This is a genomic window from Paraburkholderia sp. BR13439 (genome assembly GCF_040948805.1).
GTDB classification, from domain to species: Bacteria; Pseudomonadota; Gammaproteobacteria; order Burkholderiales; family Burkholderiaceae; genus Paraburkholderia; species Paraburkholderia youngii.
The window spans coordinates 281,900-304,255 of the sequence record NZ_JBFPKN010000006.1 but is presented as its reverse complement, the minus strand read 5'-3'; the positions used below and the strand labels follow the sequence as shown (position 1 = coordinate 304,255).

At 64.2% G+C, this 22,356-nt stretch carries 21 protein-coding genes; 11 read left to right on the top strand and 10 right to left on the bottom strand.

Features of this window, described 5'->3' with window-relative positions; translation table 11 throughout:
• Nucleotides 1–66 precede the first annotated feature (66 nt).
• On the bottom strand, nucleotides 67–1,386 hold the full coding sequence (locus tag AB3X96_RS14970; RefSeq protein ID WP_368590329.1) for a lactonase family protein: 1,320 nt from the start codon (nucleotides 1,384–1,386) through the stop codon (nucleotides 67–69).
• A gap of 266 nt (nucleotides 1,387–1,652) precedes the next feature.
• Between AB3X96_RS14970 and AB3X96_RS14965 the strand changes: the two genes are divergently transcribed.
• Complete coding sequence (locus tag AB3X96_RS14965) at nucleotides 1,653–1,805, top strand: DUF3096 domain-containing protein (RefSeq protein WP_013088853.1); 153 nt, start codon at nucleotides 1,653–1,655, stop codon at nucleotides 1,803–1,805.
• Nucleotides 1,806–2,038: 233 nt separating this feature from the next.
• On the opposite strand, the gene AB3X96_RS14960 is transcribed toward AB3X96_RS14965, so the two are convergent.
• Entirely contained in the window at nucleotides 2,039–2,284 is a 246-nt protein-coding gene (locus AB3X96_RS14960) for a hypothetical protein (RefSeq protein WP_013088852.1), read from the bottom strand.
• A 245-nt stretch (nucleotides 2,285–2,529) separates the two neighbouring features.
• On the opposite strand from AB3X96_RS14960, the gene AB3X96_RS14955 reads away from it, so the two are divergent.
• Together AB3X96_RS14955 and AB3X96_RS14950 are read left to right on the top strand one after the other, a co-directional pair.
• On the top strand, nucleotides 2,530–4,419 hold the full coding sequence (locus AB3X96_RS14955; protein WP_368590328.1) for a glycoside hydrolase family 15 protein: 1,890 nt from the start codon (nucleotides 2,530–2,532) through the stop codon (nucleotides 4,417–4,419).
• A gap of 179 nt (nucleotides 4,420–4,598) precedes the next feature.
• Nucleotides 4,599–5,876 (top strand): polyhydroxyalkanoate depolymerase, encoded by a 1,278-nt coding sequence (locus AB3X96_RS14950; protein WP_176109197.1) that lies wholly within the window; start codon nucleotides 4,599–4,601, stop codon nucleotides 5,874–5,876.
• Between the two features lie 123 nt (nucleotides 5,877–5,999).
• On the opposite strand, the gene AB3X96_RS14945 is transcribed toward AB3X96_RS14950, so the two are convergent.
• Nucleotides 6,000–6,632 carry a TetR family transcriptional regulator gene (locus tag AB3X96_RS14945; RefSeq protein ID WP_176109198.1) on the bottom strand — a complete coding sequence of 211 codons (633 nt, stop codon included), beginning with the start codon at nucleotides 6,630–6,632 and terminating at the stop codon, nucleotides 6,000–6,002.
• Between the two features lie 241 nt (nucleotides 6,633–6,873).
• Between AB3X96_RS14945 and rsxB the strand changes: the two genes are divergently transcribed.
• From rsxB to AB3X96_RS14930, 3 genes are all read left to right on the top strand, one after another.
• Nucleotides 6,874–7,779 carry an electron transport complex subunit RsxB gene (gene rsxB / locus AB3X96_RS14940; RefSeq protein ID WP_368590327.1) on the top strand — a complete coding sequence of 302 codons (906 nt, stop codon included), beginning with the start codon at nucleotides 6,874–6,876 and terminating at the stop codon, nucleotides 7,777–7,779.
• Nucleotides 7,780–7,822: 43 nt separating this feature from the next.
• Nucleotides 7,823–8,467 (top strand): endonuclease III, encoded by a 645-nt coding sequence (gene nth / locus AB3X96_RS14935; protein ID WP_368590326.1) that lies wholly within the window; start codon nucleotides 7,823–7,825, stop codon nucleotides 8,465–8,467.
• A 146-nt stretch (nucleotides 8,468–8,613) separates the two neighbouring features.
• Nucleotides 8,614–9,048, top strand: a complete 435-nt coding sequence (locus AB3X96_RS14930; RefSeq protein ID WP_176109201.1) for a DUF1841 family protein — start codon at nucleotides 8,614–8,616, stop codon at nucleotides 9,046–9,048.
• A gap of 100 nt (nucleotides 9,049–9,148) precedes the next feature.
• Here the strand turns inward: AB3X96_RS14930 and AB3X96_RS14925 are convergent, their stop codons facing one another.
• Complete coding sequence (locus AB3X96_RS14925; protein ID WP_368590325.1) at nucleotides 9,149–9,529, bottom strand: cytochrome c; 381 nt, start codon at nucleotides 9,527–9,529, stop codon at nucleotides 9,149–9,151.
• Nucleotides 9,530–9,575: 46 nt separating this feature from the next.
• Nucleotides 9,576–9,944, bottom strand: coding sequence for a cytochrome c (locus AB3X96_RS14920; protein WP_368590324.1), 369 nt, complete (start codon nucleotides 9,942–9,944; stop codon nucleotides 9,576–9,578).
• A 316-nt stretch (nucleotides 9,945–10,260) separates the two neighbouring features.
• Here AB3X96_RS14920 and AB3X96_RS14915 point away from each other — a divergent pair, with 316 nt between their 5' ends.
• The 5 genes from AB3X96_RS14915 (at nucleotide 10,261) to AB3X96_RS14895 (ending at nucleotide 15,420) form a co-directional block, all read left to right on the top strand.
• On the top strand, nucleotides 10,261–11,103 hold the full coding sequence (locus tag AB3X96_RS14915) for a MoxR family ATPase (RefSeq protein ID WP_176109203.1): 843 nt from the start codon (nucleotides 10,261–10,263) through the stop codon (nucleotides 11,101–11,103).
• A 28-nt stretch (nucleotides 11,104–11,131) separates the two neighbouring features.
• Nucleotides 11,132–12,307 carry a VWA domain-containing protein gene (locus AB3X96_RS14910; RefSeq protein WP_368590323.1) on the top strand — a complete coding sequence of 392 codons (1,176 nt, stop codon included), beginning with the start codon at nucleotides 11,132–11,134 and terminating at the stop codon, nucleotides 12,305–12,307.
• A gap of 61 nt (nucleotides 12,308–12,368) precedes the next feature.
• Entirely contained in the window at nucleotides 12,369–13,589 is a 1,221-nt protein-coding gene (locus tag AB3X96_RS14905) for a benzoate/H(+) symporter BenE family transporter (protein ID WP_368590322.1), read from the top strand.
• 224 nt (nucleotides 13,590–13,813) lie between these two features.
• On the top strand, nucleotides 13,814–14,767 hold the full coding sequence (tal, locus tag AB3X96_RS14900; protein WP_176109206.1) for a transaldolase: 954 nt from the start codon (nucleotides 13,814–13,816) through the stop codon (nucleotides 14,765–14,767).
• 233 nt (nucleotides 14,768–15,000) lie between these two features.
• Nucleotides 15,001–15,420 carry a VOC family protein gene (locus tag AB3X96_RS14895; RefSeq protein ID WP_368590321.1) on the top strand — a complete coding sequence of 140 codons (420 nt, stop codon included), beginning with the start codon at nucleotides 15,001–15,003 and terminating at the stop codon, nucleotides 15,418–15,420.
• Nucleotides 15,421–15,460: 40 nt separating this feature from the next.
• Here the strand turns inward: AB3X96_RS14895 and AB3X96_RS14890 are convergent, their stop codons facing one another.
• The 5 genes from AB3X96_RS14890 to AB3X96_RS14870 all read right to left on the bottom strand — a co-directional run bounded on the left by AB3X96_RS14890 (nucleotide 15,461) and on the right by AB3X96_RS14870 (nucleotide 22,105).
• Nucleotides 15,461–16,585, bottom strand: a complete 1,125-nt coding sequence (locus AB3X96_RS14890; RefSeq protein WP_368590320.1) for an FUSC family protein — start codon at nucleotides 16,583–16,585, stop codon at nucleotides 15,461–15,463.
• Nucleotides 16,586–16,714: 129 nt separating this feature from the next.
• The gene (gene mctP / locus AB3X96_RS14885; RefSeq protein ID WP_368590319.1) at nucleotides 16,715–18,265 is read right to left on the bottom strand and encodes a monocarboxylate uptake permease MctP; all 1,551 of its coding nucleotides are present in this window, start codon (nucleotides 18,263–18,265) and stop codon (nucleotides 16,715–16,717) included.
• Nucleotides 18,262–18,504 carry a DUF3311 domain-containing protein gene (locus tag AB3X96_RS14880; RefSeq protein WP_176109210.1) on the bottom strand — a complete coding sequence of 81 codons (243 nt, stop codon included), beginning with the start codon at nucleotides 18,502–18,504 and terminating at the stop codon, nucleotides 18,262–18,264. Before AB3X96_RS14880 ends, mctP begins: the two co-directional genes overlap by 4 nt.
• A 295-nt stretch (nucleotides 18,505–18,799) precedes the next feature.
• On the bottom strand, nucleotides 18,800–19,735 hold the full coding sequence (locus AB3X96_RS14875; RefSeq protein ID WP_368590318.1) for a spermidine synthase: 936 nt from the start codon (nucleotides 19,733–19,735) through the stop codon (nucleotides 18,800–18,802).
• 129 nt (nucleotides 19,736–19,864) lie between these two features.
• Nucleotides 19,865–22,105, bottom strand: a complete 2,241-nt coding sequence (locus AB3X96_RS14870; RefSeq protein ID WP_368590317.1) for an NADP-dependent isocitrate dehydrogenase — start codon at nucleotides 22,103–22,105, stop codon at nucleotides 19,865–19,867.
• Nucleotides 22,106–22,356 lie beyond the last annotated feature (251 nt).

Genomic DNA, 22,356 nt, shown 5'->3' with positions numbered 1-22,356 from the left:
GGCGAAAAAAGCGGACAGCCTCACGATGTGAGCTGTCCGTTTTTCTTTACCCGCGCGCGCCGTGCGTCATGACGGCGACACCAGCTTGAAATCGACCGGCGAGCCGAGCTCGAAATGCTGCTTCGGATTCGGATCGAGCAGCCCCGTCTGCTGATCGCGCTTGAACACGTAGACCGTGTCGCTCAATTGATTGCCGACGATCAGCCAGTTGCCGGTCGGATCGATGGTGAACTCGCGCGGCGATTTGCCGAGGCTCGATTGCCGGCCGATCTGCTTCAGATGCCCATTGGCGGGATCGACCGAGAAAATAACGATCTCGTTCGCGTCGCCGCGATTGGACGCATACACGAAGCGTCCGTCCGGCGACATGTGGATCGCCGCCGCGGCCACCTGCCCCTTGAAGCCGGGCTCGCTCAATGGCAACGTCTGCACGAGCTTCAGTCTGCCGTCCTGGTAGTCGAACATGCTGACGGTCGCCGCGAGTTCGCTCGTCAGATAGGCGTGCCTGCCGTTGGCGCTGAAGATCAGATGGCGTGGACCCGTGCCGGCTTTCTGCTGCGCGTAGCCCCAGTCCGTCACGACGAACGGGCCCGCGCCGGCGCTGCTCTGCGGCGCGTAACGGTACGAGTACAGCTTGTCGGCGCCGAGATCCTGCGCGAACAGATAGTGGCCGTCAGGCGAGAACACAGTCGAATGCACGTGCGAGTTTTCCTGCCGCCCTTTCACCGGCCCGCCGCCCTCGTGATGCACGGTCTGCACCGAGGCGCCCACCTGGCCGTTCGCCTGCAGCGGAAACACCGCGAAGCTGCCGCCGGGGTCGGGCGCGACCGAATAGTTCGCGGTCAGCAGATACTTGCCGTCCGGCGAGATGCTCAGATAGCACGGGTCATTGCCGTCGGACGACACCTTGTTCAGAAACGTCAGTTGGCCGCGCGCGGCATCGAAGCCGAACGCGCTGATGTTGCCGCGCTGCGTGGCCGGGCCATTGTCGCCGGGCAGTTCGTTGACCGAATAGACGAAGCGGCGGTCGCGGCTCACGACCAGAAACGACGGATTGACCGTCTGCGCGACCGACACCTGGGTCGCCGCGCCGGTCTTCGTGTCGAAGCGAAACACGTAGATGCCCTCGCTCTTGCCGCTGGTGTAAGTGCCGACCAGCATCGTATAGACGCCGTCCGCGGGGACCGGGCCAGCATCTTGCGCATACGCGTGCGAAGCAAGCATCGAAACCATGAGCACGAAACCTTTTATCATCGAACGGGCGACGCGGTCCGCGCCACGCGGACCGGAACCCTGTACGGCAACACTGGCAAGAACAGAAGTAAAAGCGGAAGCCGGAACTGGGCGCGCGGCAACGCACCCGGCGGCACGGCGACGGTGAAGCATGTGACCTCCTCGACATCGGTTGTCTGTACGGGCTCGCGTATGAGCCGGGGTACGAGCGGTTATAACGGTGTCTGGTCTGCCGCGCCGCGAATCGAGCGTCGTTCCGCGTTGTTGTTGTCGAAGTCAGTATAAGAGCGTTAGGTCGGATCATGCAGTGAATCCACCGCTGACGCGCGGGCTGCGCCAGCGGCTTTGCTCCCGCAAGCGGGGTGGTTTTTTAAGGGTTTTCTCAATCGCGCATCACGCGTGTCAACCACGGAGTCTCCATGAACGTCACTCTCAGCCTGGGCCCGCTCGTTTCGCTGATCGCCGGCATCCTGATCCTGATCATGCCGCGCCTGTTGAACTACATCGTCGCGCTTTACCTGATCATCATCGGCATCATCGGAATCTTCGGCGTGGGCTCGTCGCATCTGTAAGCGACAGGCGACGCGATACCCGGGCGCGGTATTTGCGCCCGGTATCGAGATCAATATGCGAGAAAAGAGGGTTCGCGCGGTGCCAGCGGCACTCGCACGCATGAAAGCGCGGCCGGCGTCACGCGGTGACATAGGCGGAAAGCGGGCATCGCGCCACGCGAACAATCGACGTGACGTGGCGCGAAGATGCGGATACGCGAGCAGCCCGCGCTACGAACGCTCGGTGCGGCCGCTCAACCGTTCGCCAGTTGTTCGAGGCGCAAGCGCCCCTGCAACGACAGCGCGCCGACCGCATAATGATCGGCATTCTGCTGATAGCGCCGGAAGCAGGCCCGCTCGACCAGGAAGGACGCGGCAGCCAGCATGCCGTTGCGGCTCAATCCGAGCCGGCCATGATCGAGTGGCAGCATGGAGTCGCCGGCAAGCTGGCTGGCGGCCGAGAGAATCGTGATGCAATCGGATTTCGAAGGGTTCAGCATGGCTTTCGTCCTCGGAAACGGCGTCTGCATGCGCCATGAGCAAGGCCGATTCGCAGTCCGGCAGGTCACCGGACATCGGCATGAAATCTGATTTTATGCATGGAATTGACAATTTTCCAACCCGCGTTTTGCCTCACTATGCGGTGAACCAAACACTGCCGATCGTGGTCCGGTAATTAACACCCACTCGAAGCGCGGCTGCTGTCGCCATCCGTAATAACGACTCGTTTTTCGACACGCTTTCCATGCCTGCACACCTCGAAGACTACGCACTCATCGGCGACGGCCATACCGCCGCGCTCATCTCCCGCGAGGGTTCCGTCGACTGGCTCTGCTGGCCGCGCTTCGACTCGGGCGCCTGCTTCGCCGCGCTGCTCGGCACGCCCGACAACGGTCGCTGGCAGATCGCCCCCGCCACCGAGGGCGAGCACGGCGCGCCGACCATCACGCGGCGCTATCGCGGTGAAACGCTGATCCTCGAAACCGACTTCGAAACGCCCGACGGCGCCGTCACGCTGATCGATTTCATGCCGCCAGGCAACGGCTGGTCGGAGCTGATCCGCATCGTCGTCGGCAAGCGCGGCACCGTGCGCATGAAGATGGAACTCGTGCTGCGCTTCGACTACGGCTTCTCGATCCCATGGGTCGACAAGCTCAAGCACGACAGCGGCATCAAGGCGATCGTCGGCCCCGACAACGCGGTGCTGCGCACGCCGGTCGAACTGCACGGCGAAGATATGAAGACCGTCGCGGAATTCACGGTGACCGCGGGCGAGCGCGTGCCGTTCTCGCTCGCGTATGCGGCGTCGCATCTGCGCATTCCGCCCGCTCGCGACCCGCACACGTCACTCGCGCGCACCGAGAACCACTGGCTCGAATGGGCGGCGCGCGGGACTGTGGAAGGACGCTGGGCCGCGCCGATCCGCCGTTCGCTGATCACACTGCGCGCGCTCGCCTACGAGCCGACCGGCGGCATCGTCGCGGCGCCTACCACGTCGCTGCCGGAGAAGCTAGGCGGCACGCGCAACTGGGACTATCGATACTGCTGGCTGCGCGACGCGACCATCACGCTGCTCGCGATGATGCGCGGCGGCTACTACGACGAAGCGCGCGCCTGGCGCAGCTGGCTCGGCCGCGTGATGGCGGGCGCGCCGGACCAGTTGCAGATCATGTACGGCATCGGCGGCGAGCGGCGCCTGCCCGAATTCGAAATCGACTGGCTGCCCGGCTACGAGGGCGCGAAACCGGTGCGCATCGGCAACAACGCGGTCGGGCAGCTTCAGCTCGACGTCTACGGCGAAGTGATGAATGCGCTGCATCTCGCGCGCGTGGGCGGCCTGCAGGCGGACGTCACTGCGTGGAGCGTGCAGCGCGCGATGCTCGCGCATCTGACCACGATCTGGCGCGAACCCGACGAAGGCATCTGGGAGACGCGCGGCGGCCGCCAGCATTTCACGTTCTCGAAGGTGATGGCGTGGGTCGCGTTCGACCGCGCGATCCGCTCGGCCGAAATGTTCAAGCTCGACGGCCCGCTCGACGAATGGCGCGCGACGCGCGACACGATCCACGCAGAGGTCTGCGAGAAGGCGTGGAATCCGAAGCTGAACGCGTTCTCGCAGTACTACGGCAGCGACCAGCTCGACGCGAGCGTGCTGCTGATGCCGCTGGTCGCCTTCCTGCCGCCGCAGGACCCGCGCATCAAGGGCACGGTCGAGGCGATCGAGCGGGACCTGATGCACGGCGGCTTCGTGATGCGCTACCGCACGACCGAATACGATGACGGCCTGCCGCCGGGAGAAGGCACCTTTCTTGCGTGTTCGTTCTGGATGGTGGATAACCTCGCGCTGCAGGGGCGCGTGCAGGAAGCGATCGAGATGTACGAGCGGCTGCTCGCGCTGTGCAACGACGTCGGCCTGCTGTCCGAGGAGTACGATCCGGTCGAAAAACGTCTGGTCGGCAATTTTCCACAGGCGTTCTCGCACGTGGCGCTCGTGCACACCGGACTGAACCTGATGAAGCATGAGCAGGAAATGGCGCAGGCGACCGGCCATCCGGCGCATAACGGCATGCGCTCCACAGAGCTTGAGGTTCAGGCAAGCCCTTATAGCGGCGGAGCAGCATCGCCACTAGCATGACGCCGTGACAGTTTGCGTACACTGAATGCGGAAATTGTTGCATTGCACAAGATTGCTTTGTTCGATATTATCGATCCGACTGTCGGCCAACAACAATGTGCCCACAACCACAATGGCCCGCCGCAACGCTTCACGCGTGTTTGCGAAGCCGAATGCGAACCGCTTAAAACGGAGCAAACATGCTCTATCAACTGCACGAATTCAGCCGGGCGATGTTGAGCCCCCTCACCGCCTGGGCCCAGGCCGCATCGAAATCATTTGCGAATCCGGCCAGTCCGTTAGCCTATGTGCCGGGCGCCACACGCCTGTCCGCCGGCTACGAACTGCTTTACCGGCTCGGCAAGGATTACGAAAAGCCCGAGTTCAACATTCATCAGATTGTTAAAGACGGACATAACATTCCGATCGTCGAGCAGACGATCATCGAAAAGCCGTTCTGCCGTCTGATGCGCTTCAAGCGCTTCGCGGACGACAGCGAAGCTGTCAGCCAACTGAAAGATGAGCCGGTCGTGCTGGTCTGCGCACCGTTGTCAGGACACCACGCCACGCTGCTGCGCGACACCGTGCGCACGTTGCTGCAAGACCACAAGGTCTACATCACCGACTGGATCGACGCGCGCATGGTGCCGCTCGAGGCCGGCTGGTTCGGTCTGAACGACTACATCGCGTATATCCAGGAATTCATTCGCCATATCGGCGCGAAAAATCTGCACGTGATCTCGGTGTGCCAGCCGACCGTGCCGGTGCTCGCCGCCATTTCGCTGATGGCGAGCCGCGGCGAGGACACACCGCGCACGATGACGATGATGGGCGGCCCGATCGACGCGCGAAAGAGCCCGACCTCGGTCAATTCGCTCGCCACGCAGCACTCATACGAGTGGTTCGAGAACAACGTGATCTTCACGGTACCGCCGAACTATCCGGGCACGGGCCGCAAGGTCTATCCGGGCTTCCTGCAGCACACGGGCTTCGTCGCGATGAATCCGGAGCGTCACGCGGCATCGCACTGGGATTTCTACCAGAGCCTGCTGCGCGGCGACGAGGACGACGCCGAAGCGCACCGCCGCTTCTACGACGAGTACAACGCGGTGCTCGACATGGATGCCGACTATTACCTCGACACGATCCGCGTCGTGTTCCAGGAATTCCGTCTTGCCGAGGGCACGTGGGTCGTCAACGGCGAACCGGTGCGCCCCCAGGACATCACGACGACCGCGCTATTTACGATCGAAGGCGAGCTCGACGATATTTCCGGCGACGGCCAGACCTACGCGGCGCACGACCTGTGCAGCGGCATTGCGGCGAAGAACAAGCGTCACTTCACTGCGGAAAAATGCGGCCATTACGGCATTTTCTCGGGCCGCCGCTGGCGCACGATCATTTACCCGCAATTGCGCGACTTCATTCTCGAGCACAACAAGACTGCAAAAACGGCGAAAGAAAAAGTCGAAGCCTGAGCATTAAACTTGCAATAGCATATAAAAAGCCAACGGTCTCCTTCGAGGCCGTTGGCTTTTTTATCGCGCTTCATTCGTGATACTGATGTTCTGCCGCGGCGGCGATCACCGCGAGACGGGCCGTTACTTTCTCAACAGATACGCGAGCAGCAGTTCGGTATTCATCTGAATCACCTCGCTGCGTTCGGCGGCGCTGCTGAAATCGCGCCCGAGCGTCGCTTCGAGCGTGAAGCGGTTCGACACGATGTAGTAGCCCATGCCCGAAAGCGTCACGTAAAAACGCAGTGGGTCGATGTTGGTGCGAAACAGTCCCGCGCGTTGCCCGCGTTCGAGGATGCCGCCAAGCGTGGCGACGATCGGCGAGATCATTTCGCGTATGCGCGTCGACTTCTGCATATAGCGTGCTTCATGCAGATTCTCGTTGTTGATGAGTCGCAATAACTCGGGATGATCGCGGTAGTAGTCCCACACGAAATGTGCGAGACGTGTAACCGCCTCGACGGGCGCGACTCCGTTGAGTTCGAGCGTGCGTTCCGCTTCGTTGAGTGCGCTGAACGCGTGCTCGAGTACCGCGGTGAATAGCTGCTCCTTGCTACCGAAGTAGTAATAGAGCATGCGTTCATTGGTTTCGGCGCGGCGAGCGATCTGATCGACTCGTGCGCCGAACAGTCCTCCATTTGCAAACTCTTCCGCCGCCGCAAGCAAGATGCGGCGCCTCGTGCCTTCAGGATCTCTTTTGATTTTCGGCTGATTCATGGTGGCATCGTCTTCGTGAGCCGCGTTATCCGGATCGCGCCGCCGGCCTCTCCTCGAGCCTTTTTGTTGGCGGCGTTTAGCGGGCGCGTCGTGGTTGGGAAACACACCCTTTTCTGCGGACTTTCGAATGAAGCGCTTCGATTATGGCACATGGATTGCGAATGGCAATCCGGGAAATCGGCGATAATGTGCTATTTAGTTCAGGTCGTGCGCTCGCACGGCAAACCCCCGCGCCGTAACCGTGACAGACGTCAAAACACTCGCGGATCGCATCGAAGATCTGCTGCCCCAAACGCAATGCACGAAGTGCGGTTATCCCGCATGCCGTCCGTATGCCGAAGCCGTCGCCAGCGGCGAGGCGAACTATAACCAGTGCCCGCCCGGCGGTGCCGAGGGCATCGCGCGCCTCGCTGCGCTGCTCGGCAAACCGGTGATTCCGCTCAATTCCGCCAATGGCGTCGAACGTCCGCGTCCCTTGGCGGTTATCGACGAACAGGTGTGCATCGGCTGCACGCTTTGCATGCAGGCGTGTCCGGTCGACGCGATAGTTGGCGCACCGAAACAGATGCACACCGTGATCGCCGAGCTCTGCACCGGCTGCGACCTGTGCGTGCCGCCCTGCCCGGTCGACTGCATCGCGATGCTGCCCGTCACCGGCGAGGCCACCGGCTGGGATGCATGGAGCCAGAGCGAGGCAGACGCGGCGCGGGCGCGTCATAACCGCCACGAGAGCCGTCTCGCGCGCGAGCGCGACGCCGCCGAAGCGCGTGCTGCGGCGCGGCGAGCCGCGAGTGCGAGCGCGCCGGCGGCGGCTGCGTCGGGCGCGGTTCCCGCGAGCGGCGCGACAACGCCGTCCGAGGCCCCGACCACCCCGAGTGCGGACGACGCCGAAGCGAAGAAACGCGCGATCATCCAGGCCGCGCTCGAACGCGCGCGCAAGAAGAAAGAGGAGTTGGCCGCGAAAGGCCAGGGACCGCTGAACACCGAGAACGTCAGCGCCGACGTGCAGGCACAGATCGATGCAGCCGAAGCGCGCCGCCGCCGTCTCGGTCTTGCCAGCGGCGAGGGTACACACGGCTCGGAGCCGTCGTCCAACGAGTCCGACGAGTCAAAGCCGCCGTCCAGCTCGCCGCCGACCGCGCGCTGACCTCGCCCGCGCAACCATCCTCACTCACACGGACCCGCTCCGCATGAACGCGAACAAACGCCGCGCGATCTACGAAACGCTTCAGAGCCTGAATCCGCACCCGACCACCGAACTCGAGTACACGACGCCGTTCGAACTGCTGATCGCGGTGCTGCTGTCGGCGCAAGCGACCGACGTGTCGGTCAACAAGGCGATGCGCAGGATGTTCCCCGTAGCGAACACACCGCAGAAGGTGTTGGACCTCGGCGAGGAAGGTGTCGCGAGCTATATCAAGACGATCGGCCTGTATCGAACGAAGGCGAAGAACGTGATCGCGACCTGTCGCATTCTGCTCGACCAGTACGGCGGCGAGGTGCCCGAGGATCGCGAGGCGCTCGAAGGGCTGCCGGGTGTCGGCCGCAAAACGGCCAACGTGATTCTGAACACCGCGTTCGGCCATCCGACCATCGCGGTCGACACGCACATTTTCCGCGTCGCCAACCGCACCGGCCTCGCGCCCGGCAAGGACGTGCGCGCGGTCGAAGCAGCGCTCGAAAAATTCACGCCCGCCGAATTCAGGAAGGACGCGCACCACTGGCTGATCCTGCATGGACGCTACGTGTGCAAGGCGCGCCGCCCCGAATGCTGGCATTGCGTGATCGAGCCGCTGTGCGAGTTCCGGCCGAAGACCCCGCCGCCCGATCTTTAAGGGCAGCCCAACTCGAAACCCAGACCGCGCGGCGCGCCTGCGGCCCGAACGGCCGCCGCGTAAAATGATGCTTTACACGCAGTGCGCCCTGCGTACACACGCCGTCGCGCCCCGCGCACGCCCCACTCCCACGCACCGGTTCCACGATGTTCAATCCCAGCCGCGACGAAGTTCGCCTGTTTTTCACCGACACCTGGCGCAAACAGCGCCAAGGCGAGATTCTGACGCCGCTCGAGGCGATCGCCGCCGACTGGATCGTCGAGCATCCGGAATATCACGCCGACCTCACCGACGCCCCCGCTGCGCAGGCGCAGGACTATTCGCCGGAGCGCGGCCAGACCAATCCGTTCCTGCACCTGTCGATGCATCTGGCGATCTCCGAACAGCTGTCGATCGATCAGCCGCCCGGCATTCGCGCCGCGCACGAGCGGCTCGCCGCACGCCTTGGCTCGACGCACGAGGCGCAGCACGCGATCATGGACTGCCTCGGCGAAACCATCTGGGAAGCGCAGCGCACCGGCACGCCGCCGGACACGGACGCGTATTTGCAGCGCATCGAACGGCGCGCGACGCGCGACTGAAGCGACCGCAAACCCGGGCTCGATGCCCTCAAAGCAAAACACCCCGCCAAGGCGGGGTGTTTTGCTTTTGAAGCCGCGGCGCGAAATCCGCGCCCTACGCTCACTTCTTCTGCACGAGGTCGCCTTCCAGCGATTCGACGTAAGCGGCGATGTCCTTCATGTCGCCTAGCGACAGGGTCTGCACCTGTGCCTGCATGATCGCGTTGTTGCGGCCGAGGTGCGGATTGCCGGTGCCCATCTGGTACTGACGCAGCGCCCAGTACACATAGTCGGAGTGCTGACCGGCCAGCTTCGGATACTCCGGGCTCACCGGCTTGTTCAGGCCGGGACCGTGGCAGGCCGCGCAGTTGTGACTGTCGGCGAGCACCTTGCCGTTGCCCGCGTCAGCCGCGTGAGCGACGTTCGCCACGGCCAGACCGATTACCGCCGCCGCGCCGACCGCCTTGAATACCGTGTGGAGTGCCTGTTGGGGCTTGATCATGAAATCTCCTATCCCGCGAATTGGATGTACTGGTGACCGACGCCGATCACTTGTCGGGATTGTTTTTCGAAGCGGCAGTTTGCGCTGCGTAGTAGGCGGCGATGTCGGCAATGTCCTGATCCGACAGCGACGTTGCGATTGCATGCATCGTGTCGAAATGGCGGTCGCCCTTCTTGTAGGCGCGCAGCGCGCTCTCGAGATATGCCTGATTTTGCCCGCCGAGCTTCGGCACGCGGAAAACCTCTGGATAAGCCGTACGATATTCAGGGATGCCGTGGCAGCCGATACACATCGCGACCTTGTCCTGGCCCGCCTTGGCGTTGCCTACGACATCCGCTGCCTGCGCACCGACCGCGTACCCCGCGAGCACCGACAGCGCTGCGATCACGACGTGTTTGCCGACGAATTTATTCATAGATGTAACCTGGCTTGAGGGGAAACGGGTGCCCACAAAGGCAGCGGTCCGGCCGTTCTTCTTATGAGGTGGCCACGCAGGCCAAAAAAATCGGGCCCATTGTACCGCGACGCCGCGCCGAACGTCCACAACACGCGGGAGCCGCGCAACGCCCGTCTGGACGGGCCGCGCGCCATGCTCGCGGCGGCTTCGCGATGACGCCACAGCGGCGCCGGCGCGTCTACCCCGACACGGCTGACAACATACGTGAGCCGGTTTCGGGCCAACAGGCCTTCTGACTTATACTGGGTTTTTTCCCGAACAAGAGCATCTCGCCATGCGTTTCGAAGGCTCATCGCAGTACGTCGCCACCGACGACCTCAAGCTCGCGGTCAACGCCGCGATGACGCTCAAGCGTCCGCTCCTGATCAAGGGCGAACCCGGCACCGGCAAGACCATGCTCGCCGAGGAAGTCGCCGCCGCGCTCGGCATGCCGCTCTTGCAATGGCACATCAAGTCGACCACCAAGGCCCAGCAGGGCTTGTACGAATACGACGCGGTGTCGCGACTGCGCGATTCGCAGCTCGGCGACGAACGCGTGAAGGACATCCGCAACTACATCGTCAAGGGCGTGCTGTGGCAGGCGTTCGAATCGGACGAGCAGAGCGTGCTGCTGATCGACGAGATCGACAAGGCCGACATCGAATTCCCGAACGACCTGCTGCGCGAACTCGACCGCATGGAGTTCTACGTGTACGAGACGCGCGAGCTGGTGCGCGCGAAGCATCGCCCGCTCGTGATCATCACGTCGAACAACGAGAAGGAATTGCCCGACGCGTTCCTGCGCCGCTGCTTCTTCCACTACATCAAGTTTCCGGACGCGACGACGATGCAGCAGATCGTCGACGTGCACTACCCCGGCATCAAGAAGGACCTGCTCGCCGCCGCGCTGCAAAGCTTCTTCGAGCTGCGCAACGTCGCGGGGCTGAAGAAGAAGCCGTCCACCTCCGAACTGCTCGACTGGCTCAAGCTGCTGCTCGCCGAAGACATTCCGCCCGAAGCGCTGCGCTCGGCCGACCACAAGCAGATCGTGCCGCCGCTGCACGGCGCGCTGCTGAAGAACGAACAGGACGTGGGCCTGTTCGAGCGGCTGCTGTTCATGAACCGCAACAACCGTTGAGCGGGCACCGCGCCGCAGGACATCCAGCATGCTGATCGACTTCTTCTACTCGCTGCGCGCCGCCAAACTGCCGGTCTCGGTGAAGGAATACCTGACGCTGCTCGAAGCGCTGAAGGCCAACGTGATCGCGCCGTCGCTCGACGAGTTCTACTACCTGTCGCGCATCACGCTCGTGAAGGACGAGCAGTACTTCGACAAGTTCGACCAGGCGTTCGGCGCCTTTTTCAACGGGGTCGCGGCAAGCTCGGAGCTCGCGTTCGAGATTCCGCTCGACTGGCTGAAGAAGAAGCTGCAACGCGATCTGTCGCCCGAGGAAAAGGCGCAGATCGAGGCGATGGGCGGCATCGACAAGCTGATGGAGCGCCTGAAGGAACTGTTCGAGGAGCAGAAGGAGCGCCACGAGGGCGGCAACAAATGGATTGGCACGGGCGGCACGTCGCCGTTCGGCAACGGCGGCTATAACCCCGAGGGTGTGCGCATCGGCGGCGACGCGGCCGGCAATCGCACCGCCGTCAAGGTCTGGGAAGCGCGCGCGTACCGCGACTACGACGACCAGGTCGAGATCGGCACGCGCAACATCAAGGTCGCGCTGCGGCGCTTGCGCCGCTTCGCCCGCGAGGGCGCCGCGGAAGAGCTCGACCTGCCCGACACCATCCGCAGCACCGCCGCGAACGCCGGCTGGCTCGATCTGAAGATGGTGCCCGAGCGGCACAACAACGTGAAGGTGCTGATGCTGCTCGATGTCGGCGGCTCGATGGACGATCACGTGAAGCGCACCGAGGAGCTGTTCTCGGCCGCGAAGGCCGAGTTCAAGCACCTCGAGTTCTATTACTTCCACAACTGCGTGTACGACTTCCTGTGGAAGAACAACCGCCGCCGCCACGCCGAGCGCACGCCGACGTGGGACGTGCTGCACAAGTTCACGCCGGACTACAAGCTGATCTTCGTCGGCGACGCGACGATGAGCCCGTACGAAGTGTTGCAGCCGGGCGGCTCGGTCGAGTACAACAACGCCGAGGCCGGCGCGGTGTGGCTGCGCCGGCTCGCCGATCATTTCCCGCACTTCGCGTGGCTGAACCCGGAACCGGAAGCGCTGTGGCCATATCGGCAGTCGGTCAGCGCGATCCGCGAAGTGCTGGGCCACCGCATGTATCCGCTGACGCTCGCGGGCCTGGAGACGGCCATGCGGGTGCTGAGCAAGTAACGCCCGTCGTTCCGGAACCCGCGTCCCGACGCTTCAACTGCCACAACAACAAAGCCTTCGCATGAGTTCGTCCCCGTCGCCCCAGTTGTCCCCCGCCGCCGCGCCGCAGAAGCGCTTCAATCCGCTCGCCGATACGTCGCTGTCGACGATCGTCGCGGGCTTCGTCGCGGCGATGACCGGCTACACGAGCTCGCTCGTGCTGATGTTCCAGGCGGGCCAGGCCGCGCATCTGAGCGACGCGCAGATTTCATCGTGGATCTGGGCGCTGTCGATCGGCATGGGCCTCTGCACGATCGGCCTGTCGCTGCGCTTTCGCGCGCCGATCGTGATCGCGTGGTCGACGCCGGGCGCGGCGCTGCTGGTGGCGTCGCTGCCGCATGTCGAGTATGCGCAGGCCATCGGCGCGTTCATCTTCTGCGCGGCGCTGCTGACGCTGGTCGGCGTCACCGGCTGGTTCGACGCGCTGATGAAGCGGATTCCGTCCGGCCTCGCGGCGGCGCTCCTCGCGGGCATCCTGTTCGAGATCGGCATCGAGATTTTCCGCGCCGCGCAGTACCAGACCGCGCTCGTGCTGACGATGTTCTTCACCTACCTGATCGTCAAACGGTTCGTGCCGCGTTACGCGATTCCGACCACGCTGGTGGTCGGCACGGCCGCGGCCGGCGGCCTCGGGCTGCTCGACTTCAGCCACTTTCACGTCGCGCTCGCGCATCCGGTGCTGACGATGCCGTCGTTTTCGGTGGCGGCGTGCGTGAGCATCGGCATTCCGCTGTTCGTGGTCGCGATGGCCTCGCAGAACGTGCCGGGCATCGCGGTGCTGCGCGCCGACGGCTATACGACCCCGTCCGCGCCGCTGATCGCGACGACCGGCGTCGCGTCGCTGCTGCTCGCGCCGTTCGGCTCGCACGGCATCAATCTTGCGGCGATCACGGCGGCGATCTGCACCGGCCCCGAAGCGCACGAAAACCCCGCGAGGCGCTACACGGCGGCCGTATGGGGCGGCATTTTTTATCTGCTCGCGGGGGTGTTCGGCGCGACGATCGCCGCGCTGTTCGCGGCGTTTCCGAAGGAACTGGTCGTCTCCGTCGCGGCGCTCGCACTATTCGGCTCGATCATGAGCGGCCTCGCCAATGCGATGCAGGATACGCGGCAGCGCGAGGCGGCGCTCGTTACGTTCATGGTGACCGCCTCGGGGCTCACGCTGCTGTCGATCGGCTCGGCATTCTGGGGGCTCGTCGCCGGCGTGATCACGCAAGTCGTGCTGAACGCGCGCCGAGTGTGAACGAATCGCCACGACCGGCTGTCCGTACCCGGTGTTCATGCCGTCGTCGGCGATCCGCCATAGAATAGATGTATCCGGCAGCGTTTCCCGGCGCCATCGCGGGACGCGCTGCGGCTTGACCCGCGGCCGCCGGCGCCGGCTGATTGCTCTGTTTCGTCCAGCCGGCGCGGCGGCGTCCTCATTTCTCCTGAACCACGGCGCACACGCGCCCTGAAGGCCCGAACATGACAACCGCACTCGACCAACTCAAGCAATACACCACCGTGGTGGCCGACACTGGCGACTTCCAGCAGCTCGCGCAGTACAAGCCGCGCGATGCGACCACCAATCCGTCGCTGATTCTGAAGGCCGTGCAGAAAGACGACTACCGGCCGCTGCTCGAAAAGACCGTGAAGGCGCATGCGTCGAAACCGGTCGGTGCGATCATCGACCAGTTGCTGATCGCGTTCGGCACCGAAATCCTGAAGATCATTCCCGGGCGGGTGTCGACCGAAGTCGACGCACGCCTGTCGTTCGACATCGAAGGCTCGATCAAGAAAGCCCATGAGCTGATCGCGCTGTACAAGGAGCACGGCGTCGAACGCGACCGCGTGCTGATCAAGCTCGCGTCGACGTGGGAAGGCGTGCGCGCGGCCGAGGTGCTGCAGAAGGAAGGCATCAGTTGCAACATGACGCTGCTGTTCTCGCTCCCGCAGGCGGCGGCCTGTGCAGAAGCTGGCGCGCAGCTGATCTCGCCGTTCGTCGGCCGCATCTACGACTGGTACAAGAAGAGCGCCGGCAGCGCGTGGGACGAAGCGAAAGACGGCGGCGCCAACGACCCGGGCGTCAAGTCGGTGCGCCGCATCTATGGGTACTACAAAAAGTTCGGCTACAAAACCGAGGTGATGGGCGCGAGCTTCCGCACAACCTCGCAGATCCTGGAACTGGCCGGCTGCGATCTGCTGACGATCAGCCCCGACCTGCTGCAAAAGCTGCACGACAGCACCGACAAGATCGAGCGCAAGCTGTCGCCGGAGGCGTCGCAGGACGCGGACATCGAGCGCGTGCCGGTCGACGAAAAGTCGTTCCGCTTCCTCGTCAACGACGACGCGATGGCGACCGAGAAGCTCGCCGAAGGCATCCGTACGTTCGCCGCGGACGCAATCAAGCTGGAAAAACTGATCGACACGCTGCGCTGAGGTGCCGCGGGCAGCGGCCGTGGGCTGGCTGTTGTGTGACGCTCACGTTCACGTTCACGCTCGCCGCGCCGCGCCCGCTCCGCTCGAAAGCGATCCATGACGAGCGGCGCCGAATCTCACGGTTCGGCGCCGCTCCCCGTTTACGCTGCGACTACAATCGACTGCACGCCCCTCCCCGCCTGAGCTGGCGAGGAACGAGGGCGCCCGCCCAACGCCTGACCAGGGAGACGATCATGTATGTTCAGCCCTACGTGTTCTTCAACGGCCGTTGCCAGGAAGCGCTCGACTACTACACCGACAAACTCGGCGCCCAGGTAACCTTCAGGATGCTGTTCAAGGACGCGCCACCCGACGCGCAAAACCCGCCACGCCCCGAACTCGCCGACAAGATCATGCACGCGAACGTGCAGCTGGGCTCGAGCACGTGGATGGCTTCCGACGGCAACTGCGATCCGGCGGCCGGCCCGTTCAATGGCTTCAGTCTGTCGCTGACCGTCGAAGACGGCGCGTCGGCGGAAAAATGCTTCAACGCGCTCGCCGATGGCGGCCAGGTCGTGATGCCGTTCCAGCCAACGTTCTGGAGCAAGGGCTTCGGGATGGTGGTGGACCGCTTCGGCATGATGTGGATGGTCACGCTGCCGCCGCAGGTTTGAGGCTTAGCGGCCGAGCCTTTGGGTTCGGCCATTCGACCACCTACCCGCCACGCGTCGCCCGCTCGTGCCGCTCGATGTTCCAGTTCGGCTCGGTCTCCAGCAATAGCTCGCGCAGCCGGTCCACCTGCTCCGCGAGCCGCTGACCGAGCCAGTACGGCCCTTGCCAGTCGGGCGGCAACGCGGTGGCCACGTCGCCATGCCCCTTCTCGAGCGGCGCCGCGGCCGGAATGCCGAAGCGCGACGGACGGCCGAAACGCAGCCCGCGCGCGGTGGACAACAGGATCGCGCGCACGGCGCGCACCTCGGCGCCGCATTGCGCTGCATAGGCGCTGCGCGCGGCGGCGGCGGCGTTCATCAGCGGCCCGGTGGCCAGCAGTTCGAGCGAGCTGAGCACCGAGCGATGCAGCCGCTGGATCTCCTCGAGCCGCGTCTGCGGCACGTCGATTTCCTTCGCGACCGACGGCATCAGCGAACGCAGTTGCACGAGCCGCTTGTTGATCCGCAGGAAGCGCTTGACCTGCTCCTCCTCGGTGATCGTCTCGCCGTCGAGCAGCCGCGCGTAGATGCCCGCGCATTCGCGCAGATTGGCGGCGAGCCCGTAGCGCCACGAATACGTCGCGTGCAGTGGAAACGCGAACGAAAACGCCAGCGCGATCACGATGCCGATCAGCACGTTCAACGTGCGCCACAGGCCGACGTCGATCAGGTTGTCGCCGTGGCCCGCGACGATGCACATCGTGATCGCGGTCAGAAGCCCGATATAGCCGGACGAGCCGATCGCGAACCACGCGCAGATCGACGCGATGATCGCCTCCAGCACATAGGTGAGCGGCAGCGAGCCGATGATGTTCTGCTGCACGATCAGCAACAGGCCGATCGACGCGCCGAGCAGCGTGCCGGCCGCGCGTTCGGCCGCTTTCTTGCGGATATTGCCGTGATGCTGCAAGCCGCCGATCACGACCAGCAGCGTCACCGACGACCAGATGCCGTGCGGGATATCGATGCCGGTCGTCGCCAGAATCGACACCAGCATCGCGAGGCCGACGCGCAGGCTATGCAGCACCTTCGCGTGGCGGTAGCGGTAATACGGCGACGTGACCGCGCGCACCATCCGGCTCAGCGCCGCGCGGCGGGGGATCAAGGTGGGAGTATCGGCAGCAGCCATGGCGGCGCGCGGCGAACGCGTGAAAGGACGGTTCCGCTATCCTGCCCTGGAGTGCCCCGCAAACACAAACGCCCGTCAACTTGCGTCGGCGGGCGTTGCGTGTTTCAGAGCGTGAAGTCGCAGCCGGAATCAGCCTTCGACGATGTCCAGGTAGTCTTCCGGACGGGTGCGGTCCTCGGCGCGCTGCATGCCCACCGCGCGCACGATCAGGCTCACCACCACCGACACCACGAGGTTCACGATCAGCGACCACACCGCCGCATAGCCCGGAATCGCCATGCCGAACAGATGGATCGTGAAGATCGAGCTGGCGAGGTTCAACGAAATCGCCATCCACGTGCCGGTCGCGATACCCGCCGCCCAGCCGAGCAGCAGACCCCGATAGTCGAGCACACGCGTGTAGAGACCGAGCACGATGGCCGGCAGCGTCTGGATGATCCAGATCCCGCCGAGCAGCTGCAGCTGGATCGCGTACGTGAGCGGCAGACCGAGAATGAACGCGACCGCGCCGACCTTGACGATCAGCGACACCAGCTTCGCGACGTTGGTCTCCTGCTCGTGCGTCATGTTGCGGTTGATGAACTCCCTGTGCACGTTGCGCGTGTACAGGTTCGCCGCCGCGATCGACATGATCGCCGCCGGCACCAGCGCGCCGATACCGATCGCCGCGAACGCGACGCCGACGAACCACGATGGGAAGAAGTGCAGGAACAGCGCCGGCACCGCGAAGTTCGGGCCGAAGGCCTTGAAGTACGGCGCGAACTCGGGCATGTCCTTCACGCCGGCCGCGAGCGCCATGAAGCCGAGCAGCGCGAGCAGGCCGAGCACCAGCGAATACGCCGGCAGCAAGGCCATGTTGCGGCGGATCGTGTTGCCCGACTTCGAAGACAGCACCGCGGTGATCGAGTGCGGATACAGGAACAGCGCGAGCGCCGAACCCACGGCGAGCGTCGCGTACGCGCTATAGCCGTTCAGGCTCGACACGTCCGGCGACTTCAGCAGCAGCTTGGCCGGCGGGACCGCGCCGAAGATATGGCCGAAGCCGCCCAGCTGCGGCGGAATCACGATGATCGCGGCGAAGATCGTCACGTAGATCAGGATGTCCTTGACCACCGCGATCATCGCCGGCGCGCGCAGGCCCGACGTGTACGTGTAGGCCGCGAGGATCGCGAACGCGATGATCAGCGGCAGATCGCCGACGAAGCCGGTGGTGTCGAAACCGAGCGCGCCGATCACCACTTCGATACCAACCAGCTGCAGCGCGATGTACGGCATCGTCGCGACGATGCCGGTCACGGCGACAGCGAGCGCGAGCATGCGGCTGCCGTAGCGGGCCGACACGAAGTCCGCCGAGGTCACGTAGCCGTGGCGCTTCGCGATGCTCCACAGCTTCGGGAACACGACGAAGGCGAACGGATAGATCAGGATTGTGTACGGCAGCGCGAAGAAGCCGGTTGCGCCCGCGCCGAACACGAGCGCCGGCACCGCGATGAAGGTGTAGGCGGTGTACAGGTCGCCGCCGAGCAGGAACCACGTGACGATCGTGCCGAAGCGCCGCCCGCCCAGACCCCACTCTTCGAGGTGCGCGAGATCGCCGCGCCGCCAGTGTGCCGCGACGAAGCCAAGAATCGTGACGCCGATGAAAAACAGAACGAAGACAAAGGTTGCAATGGGGTTCATCGTTGTGCGCCCCCGTTCGGGCGACCCGTATAGCGGGACTTGGTCTTCACATAGACGAACGCGGTGATGACCGCGCTGATCAGCACCCACAGCAGCTGATACCAGTAGAAGAACGGGAAATCGAACAGCTGCGGCTCGATCCGGTTGTAGGACGGCACCCAGATCATCGCGATCCACGGTAGCAGCAATAGCCAGAGCCAGTGCTTGCTGGCTTTGTTCACGTCGGCGTCGTGAGCCATGACGTCTCCTGTTTTTCCTATTTTGAATTTATCTGCCCGTGGTCGACGGGAGGAGGAACTCAGCGGGTGGTCGTCCCGCGGTCCGCCACGGGCTCCCCGAAAGCCTCGCAAGAGTATAGGAGTGGCGAACGCCCGGTCAAGCCGGGGCGACCCCGAGGCACGTTGGCGTCCAACGATGCGGACTGGATCACGCTGCAGCATCGACGTGAAAAAAATACCGGAAGCAAAACGGCCGTGCCGACTGATACGCAGGCACGGCCGCCTCATTCTTCGCGCGCCGGTCGGAATTCAGCGCTCAGATGGCAAACGATGCGCCCGTCTGACCCGTCGATTCGCGCAGGCCCTTGATCCACTTGCGCGCCGGCAAGCCGAGCTCGGCTTCGATCAGCTTCGCACGCGCGTCGAGTGCGGCGAACGGCACGTCGAGCGCGGGGCCCGCGAACGCGATCGCGATGCGGTTTCCGTCGTGCACTTCGGGCAGCGCGACGACGCGGCCGTCGAAGGCTTCGTTCAGGCGCTTCATGTTGCGCACGAAGCTCGGATGATCGCCGAACAGATTCACCGTGACGATGCCGGCGTCGGTCAGACATGCGCGCGCCGCGCGGTAAAAGCCGACGCTGTCGAGCACCGGGCCGCGCGCGGTCGCGTCGTAGACGTCGATCTGCAGCGCGCCGATGGTGCCGTGGTTCGCGCTCTCGTTGACGAAGTCCCATGCGTCGGTTTCGTGCACCGTCAGACGCGCATCGTCGGGCGGCAGTTCGAACATCGTGCGCGCGGCCACCACGACCGCCGGATTCAGTTCGACGGCCTCGACCTTTGCGCTCTTCAGGAAGCGGTGCGCGAACTTGGTCAGCGCCGCCGCGCCAAGCCCGAGCTGCACGATGCGCTTCGGCGTTTCGAGAAACAGCAGCCAGGCCATCATCTGCTGCGCGTATTCGAGTTCGATGTGATCGGGCTTGCGCAGACGCATCGCGCCTTGCACCCATTCCGTGCCGAAATGCAGGTAGCGCACGCCGCCCTCTTCGGAGAACGTCACCGGCGCGAAGCGCGGCTTGCGCGGCGTTTCGATTTGCGGCGCGTCATGAAGCTCGTGGTCGACCGCGCGGTTCGCGTTGCGTGCGGTTTTTGGCGCCTGTCTGTGCGCGATTTTCTGCTTACCGCCGATGGCTTCGGCGTCCCGGTTACGGAAAGCGCGCGCTTCGGCCGAAGCGCGCTTGATCAGATTCGTCATGTGTGGATGTCGCGCCGCGGGCGCATGATTTTTGGTCGACCGAGAGCATAGCATTCGCGGCGCGCACGATTACGCCGAGCCGCCCGCCGGCGGCCCGTGTGCACATCACCTCACTTCAGACCCAGCACGTCACTCGACGCGTACCGCCTTGAGCGCCTCGTTGAACGTGCGGCTCGGCCGCATCACCTCTTCGAGCTTGTTCAGGTCCGGCTTGTAATAACCGCCGATGTCCGCCGGCGCGCCCTGCACCGACGCGAGCTCCGCCACGATCACCTGCTCGTTGGCGGTCAGCTGCGTCGCGAGCGGCGCGAACTGCGCGGCCAGCGCGGCATCGTCCGTTTGCGCGGCCAGCTCCTGCGCCCAGTACATCGCCAGATAGAACTGGCTCCCGCGATTGTCGAGCTCGCCCGTCTTCGGGCTCGGGCTGCGGTTGTTGTCGAGCAGCTTGCCGGTTGCGGTGTCGAGCGTCTTCGCGAGGATCTTCGCCCGGTTGTTGCCGGTCTTGATGCCCAGCTCTTCGAGCGATACCGCGAGCGCGAGGAATTCGCCGAGCGAGTCCCAGCGCAGGTGGTTCTCTTCGACGAGCTGCTTCACGTGCTTCGGCGCCGAACCGCCCGCGCCGGTCTCGTACATGCCGCCGCCCGCCATCAACGGCACGATCGACAGCATCTTCGCGCTCGTGCCCAGCTCCATGATCGGGAACAGGTCGGTCAGATAATCGCGCAGGATGTTGCCGGTGACCGAGATCGTATCGAGCCCGCGCACGACGCGCTCCAGCGTGTAACGCATCGCGCGCACCTGCGACATGATCTGGATGTCGAGGCCGGTGGTGTCGTAATCCTTGAGGTAGGCCTCGACCTTCTTGATCAGTTCCGCCTCGTGCGGGCGATACGGGTCGAGCCAGAACACTGCGGGCGTGCGCGAATTGCGCACGCGCGTGACCGCGAGCTTGACCCAGTCGCGGATCGCCGCATCTTTCACCTCGCACATGCGCCAGATGTCGCCCTGCTCGACGTTCTGCGTGAGCAGCACCTCGCCGCTCGCGAGATCGACGATGCGCGCCTCGCCGTCTTCCGGCACTTCGAAGGTCTTGTCGTGCGAGCCGTATTCTTCCGCCTTCTGCGCCATCAGGCCGACGTTCGGCACGGTGCCCATCGTGACCGGATCGAACGCGCCGTTGGTCTTGCAGAAGTTGATGATCTCCTGGTAGATGCGCGCGAACGTGCTCTCCGGGATCACCGCCTTGGTGTCTTTGGGACGACCGTCGGCGCCCCACATCTTGCCGCCGGCGCGAATCATCGCCGGCATCGACGCATCGACGATCACGTCGTTCGGCGCGTGCAGGTTCGAGATGCCCTTAGCCGAATCGACCATCGCCAGTTCCGGACGATGCTCGTGGCACGCGTGCAGGTCGCGGATCACTTCCTCGCGCTGCGATTCCGGCAACGCCTCGATCTTCTCGTACAGATTGACGAGGCCGTTGTTGACGTTCACGCCGAGCTCGTCGAACAGCTTGCCGTGCTTCGCGAACGCGTCCTTGTAGAACACCTTCACCGCGTGGCCGAAGACGATCGGATGCGAGATCTTCATCATCGTCGCCTTCACGTGCAGCGACAGCATCATGCCGGTCTTGCGCGCGTCTTCCATCTGGTCTTCATAGAACGCGAGCAGCGCCTTTTTGCTCATGAACATGCTGTCGATGATCTCGCCGTCCTCTAGCGCGACCTTCGGTTTCAGCACGATCGTCTTGCCGTTTTTCGTGACGAGTTCCATCTTCACGTCGCGCGCGCGATCGAGCGTCATCGACTTTTCGCCGTGATAGAAGTCGCCGTGCCGCATGTGCGCGACGTGCGTGCGCGACGCCATGCTCCATTCGGTCATGCTGTGCGGATGCTTGCGCGCGTAGTTCTTCACCGCGGCCGGCGCGCGACGGTCCGAGTTGCCCTCGCGCAGCACCGGATTCACCGCGCTGCCGAGACACTTCGAGTAGCGCTGACGGATCGCCTTCTCCGCGTCGGTCTTCGGATCTTCCGGATAGTCGGGTACCTTGTAGCCCTTCGCCTGCAGCTCCTTGATCGCGCTCGTCAGTTGCGGCACCGATGCGCTGATGTTGGGCAGCTTGATGATGTTGGTGTCGGGCAACGAGGTCAGGCGACCGAGTTCAGCGAGGTTGTCTGGCACCCGCTGCGCTTCGGTCAGAAATTCGGGGAACTCACCGAGGATGCGGCCCGCGACCGAGATGTCGCTGGTCTCGACCTCGATGCCGGCCGGCCTCGTGAAGGTCCGGATGATCGGCAGGAACGCCGCGGTCGCGAGCAGCGGGGCCTCGTCGGTGAGGGTGTAGATGATGGTCGGTTGCTGGGTCGTCATTGCTAGGCTCTGGGCGGGCGGTTGAGAGGCATCTCGCGCGGGAAACCGGCAGGATGCGCAAGCGTCGATCAGGAAAACGACAACACGAGGACACAAACGCTGTGCGCGGCGGATGGCGATGCGGGGCCCTGGAACGCCAAAGCGGAACGATTAAGCGAACACGGCGGACTGCGTCGCGCAGCGGGTCGCACGTGTGGATTCTGCCTCATTTTTGGGCTGCGGGGAGAATCGGAACGTGAACGACACGGAAA

What these genes read in the sequence shown, in the direction of transcription:
- AB3X96_RS14970 (WP_368590329.1), bottom strand. Translation starts at nt 1,386, where the DNA reads ATGCTTCACCGTCGCCGTGCCGCCGGGTGCGTTGCCGCGCGCCCAGTT.
- AB3X96_RS14965 (WP_013088853.1), top strand. Translation starts at nt 1,653, where the DNA reads ATGAACGTCACTCTCAGCCTGGGCCCGCTCGTTTCGCTGATCGCCGGC.
- AB3X96_RS14960 (WP_013088852.1), bottom strand. Translation starts at nt 2,284, where the DNA reads ATGCTGAACCCTTCGAAATCCGATTGCATCACGATTCTCTCGGCCGCC.
- AB3X96_RS14955 (WP_368590328.1), top strand. Translation starts at nt 2,530, where the DNA reads ATGCCTGCACACCTCGAAGACTACGCACTCATCGGCGACGGCCATACC.
- AB3X96_RS14950 (WP_176109197.1), top strand. Translation starts at nt 4,599, where the DNA reads ATGCTCTATCAACTGCACGAATTCAGCCGGGCGATGTTGAGCCCCCTC.
- AB3X96_RS14945 (WP_176109198.1), bottom strand. Translation starts at nt 6,632, where the DNA reads ATGAATCAGCCGAAAATCAAAAGAGATCCTGAAGGCACGAGGCGCCGC.
- nth (WP_368590326.1), top strand. Translation starts at nt 7,823, where the DNA reads ATGAACGCGAACAAACGCCGCGCGATCTACGAAACGCTTCAGAGCCTG.
- AB3X96_RS14930 (WP_176109201.1), top strand. Translation starts at nt 8,614, where the DNA reads ATGTTCAATCCCAGCCGCGACGAAGTTCGCCTGTTTTTCACCGACACC.
- AB3X96_RS14925 (WP_368590325.1), bottom strand. Translation starts at nt 9,529, where the DNA reads ATGATCAAGCCCCAACAGGCACTCCACACGGTATTCAAGGCGGTCGGC.
- AB3X96_RS14920 (WP_368590324.1), bottom strand. Translation starts at nt 9,944, where the DNA reads ATGAATAAATTCGTCGGCAAACACGTCGTGATCGCAGCGCTGTCGGTG.
- AB3X96_RS14915 (WP_176109203.1), top strand. Translation starts at nt 10,261, where the DNA reads ATGCGTTTCGAAGGCTCATCGCAGTACGTCGCCACCGACGACCTCAAG.
- AB3X96_RS14910 (WP_368590323.1), top strand. Translation starts at nt 11,132, where the DNA reads ATGCTGATCGACTTCTTCTACTCGCTGCGCGCCGCCAAACTGCCGGTC.
- AB3X96_RS14905 (WP_368590322.1), top strand. Translation starts at nt 12,369, where the DNA reads ATGAGTTCGTCCCCGTCGCCCCAGTTGTCCCCCGCCGCCGCGCCGCAG.
- tal (WP_176109206.1), top strand. Translation starts at nt 13,814, where the DNA reads ATGACAACCGCACTCGACCAACTCAAGCAATACACCACCGTGGTGGCC.
- AB3X96_RS14895 (WP_368590321.1), top strand. Translation starts at nt 15,001, where the DNA reads ATGTATGTTCAGCCCTACGTGTTCTTCAACGGCCGTTGCCAGGAAGCG.
- AB3X96_RS14890 (WP_368590320.1), bottom strand. Translation starts at nt 16,585, where the DNA reads ATGGCTGCTGCCGATACTCCCACCTTGATCCCCCGCCGCGCGGCGCTG.
- mctP (WP_368590319.1), bottom strand. Translation starts at nt 18,265, where the DNA reads ATGAACCCCATTGCAACCTTTGTCTTCGTTCTGTTTTTCATCGGCGTC.
- AB3X96_RS14880 (WP_176109210.1), bottom strand. Translation starts at nt 18,504, where the DNA reads ATGGCTCACGACGCCGACGTGAACAAAGCCAGCAAGCACTGGCTCTGG.
- AB3X96_RS14875 (WP_368590318.1), bottom strand. Translation starts at nt 19,735, where the DNA reads ATGACGAATCTGATCAAGCGCGCTTCGGCCGAAGCGCGCGCTTTCCGT.
- AB3X96_RS14870 (WP_368590317.1), bottom strand. Translation starts at nt 22,105, where the DNA reads ATGACGACCCAGCAACCGACCATCATCTACACCCTCACCGACGAGGCC.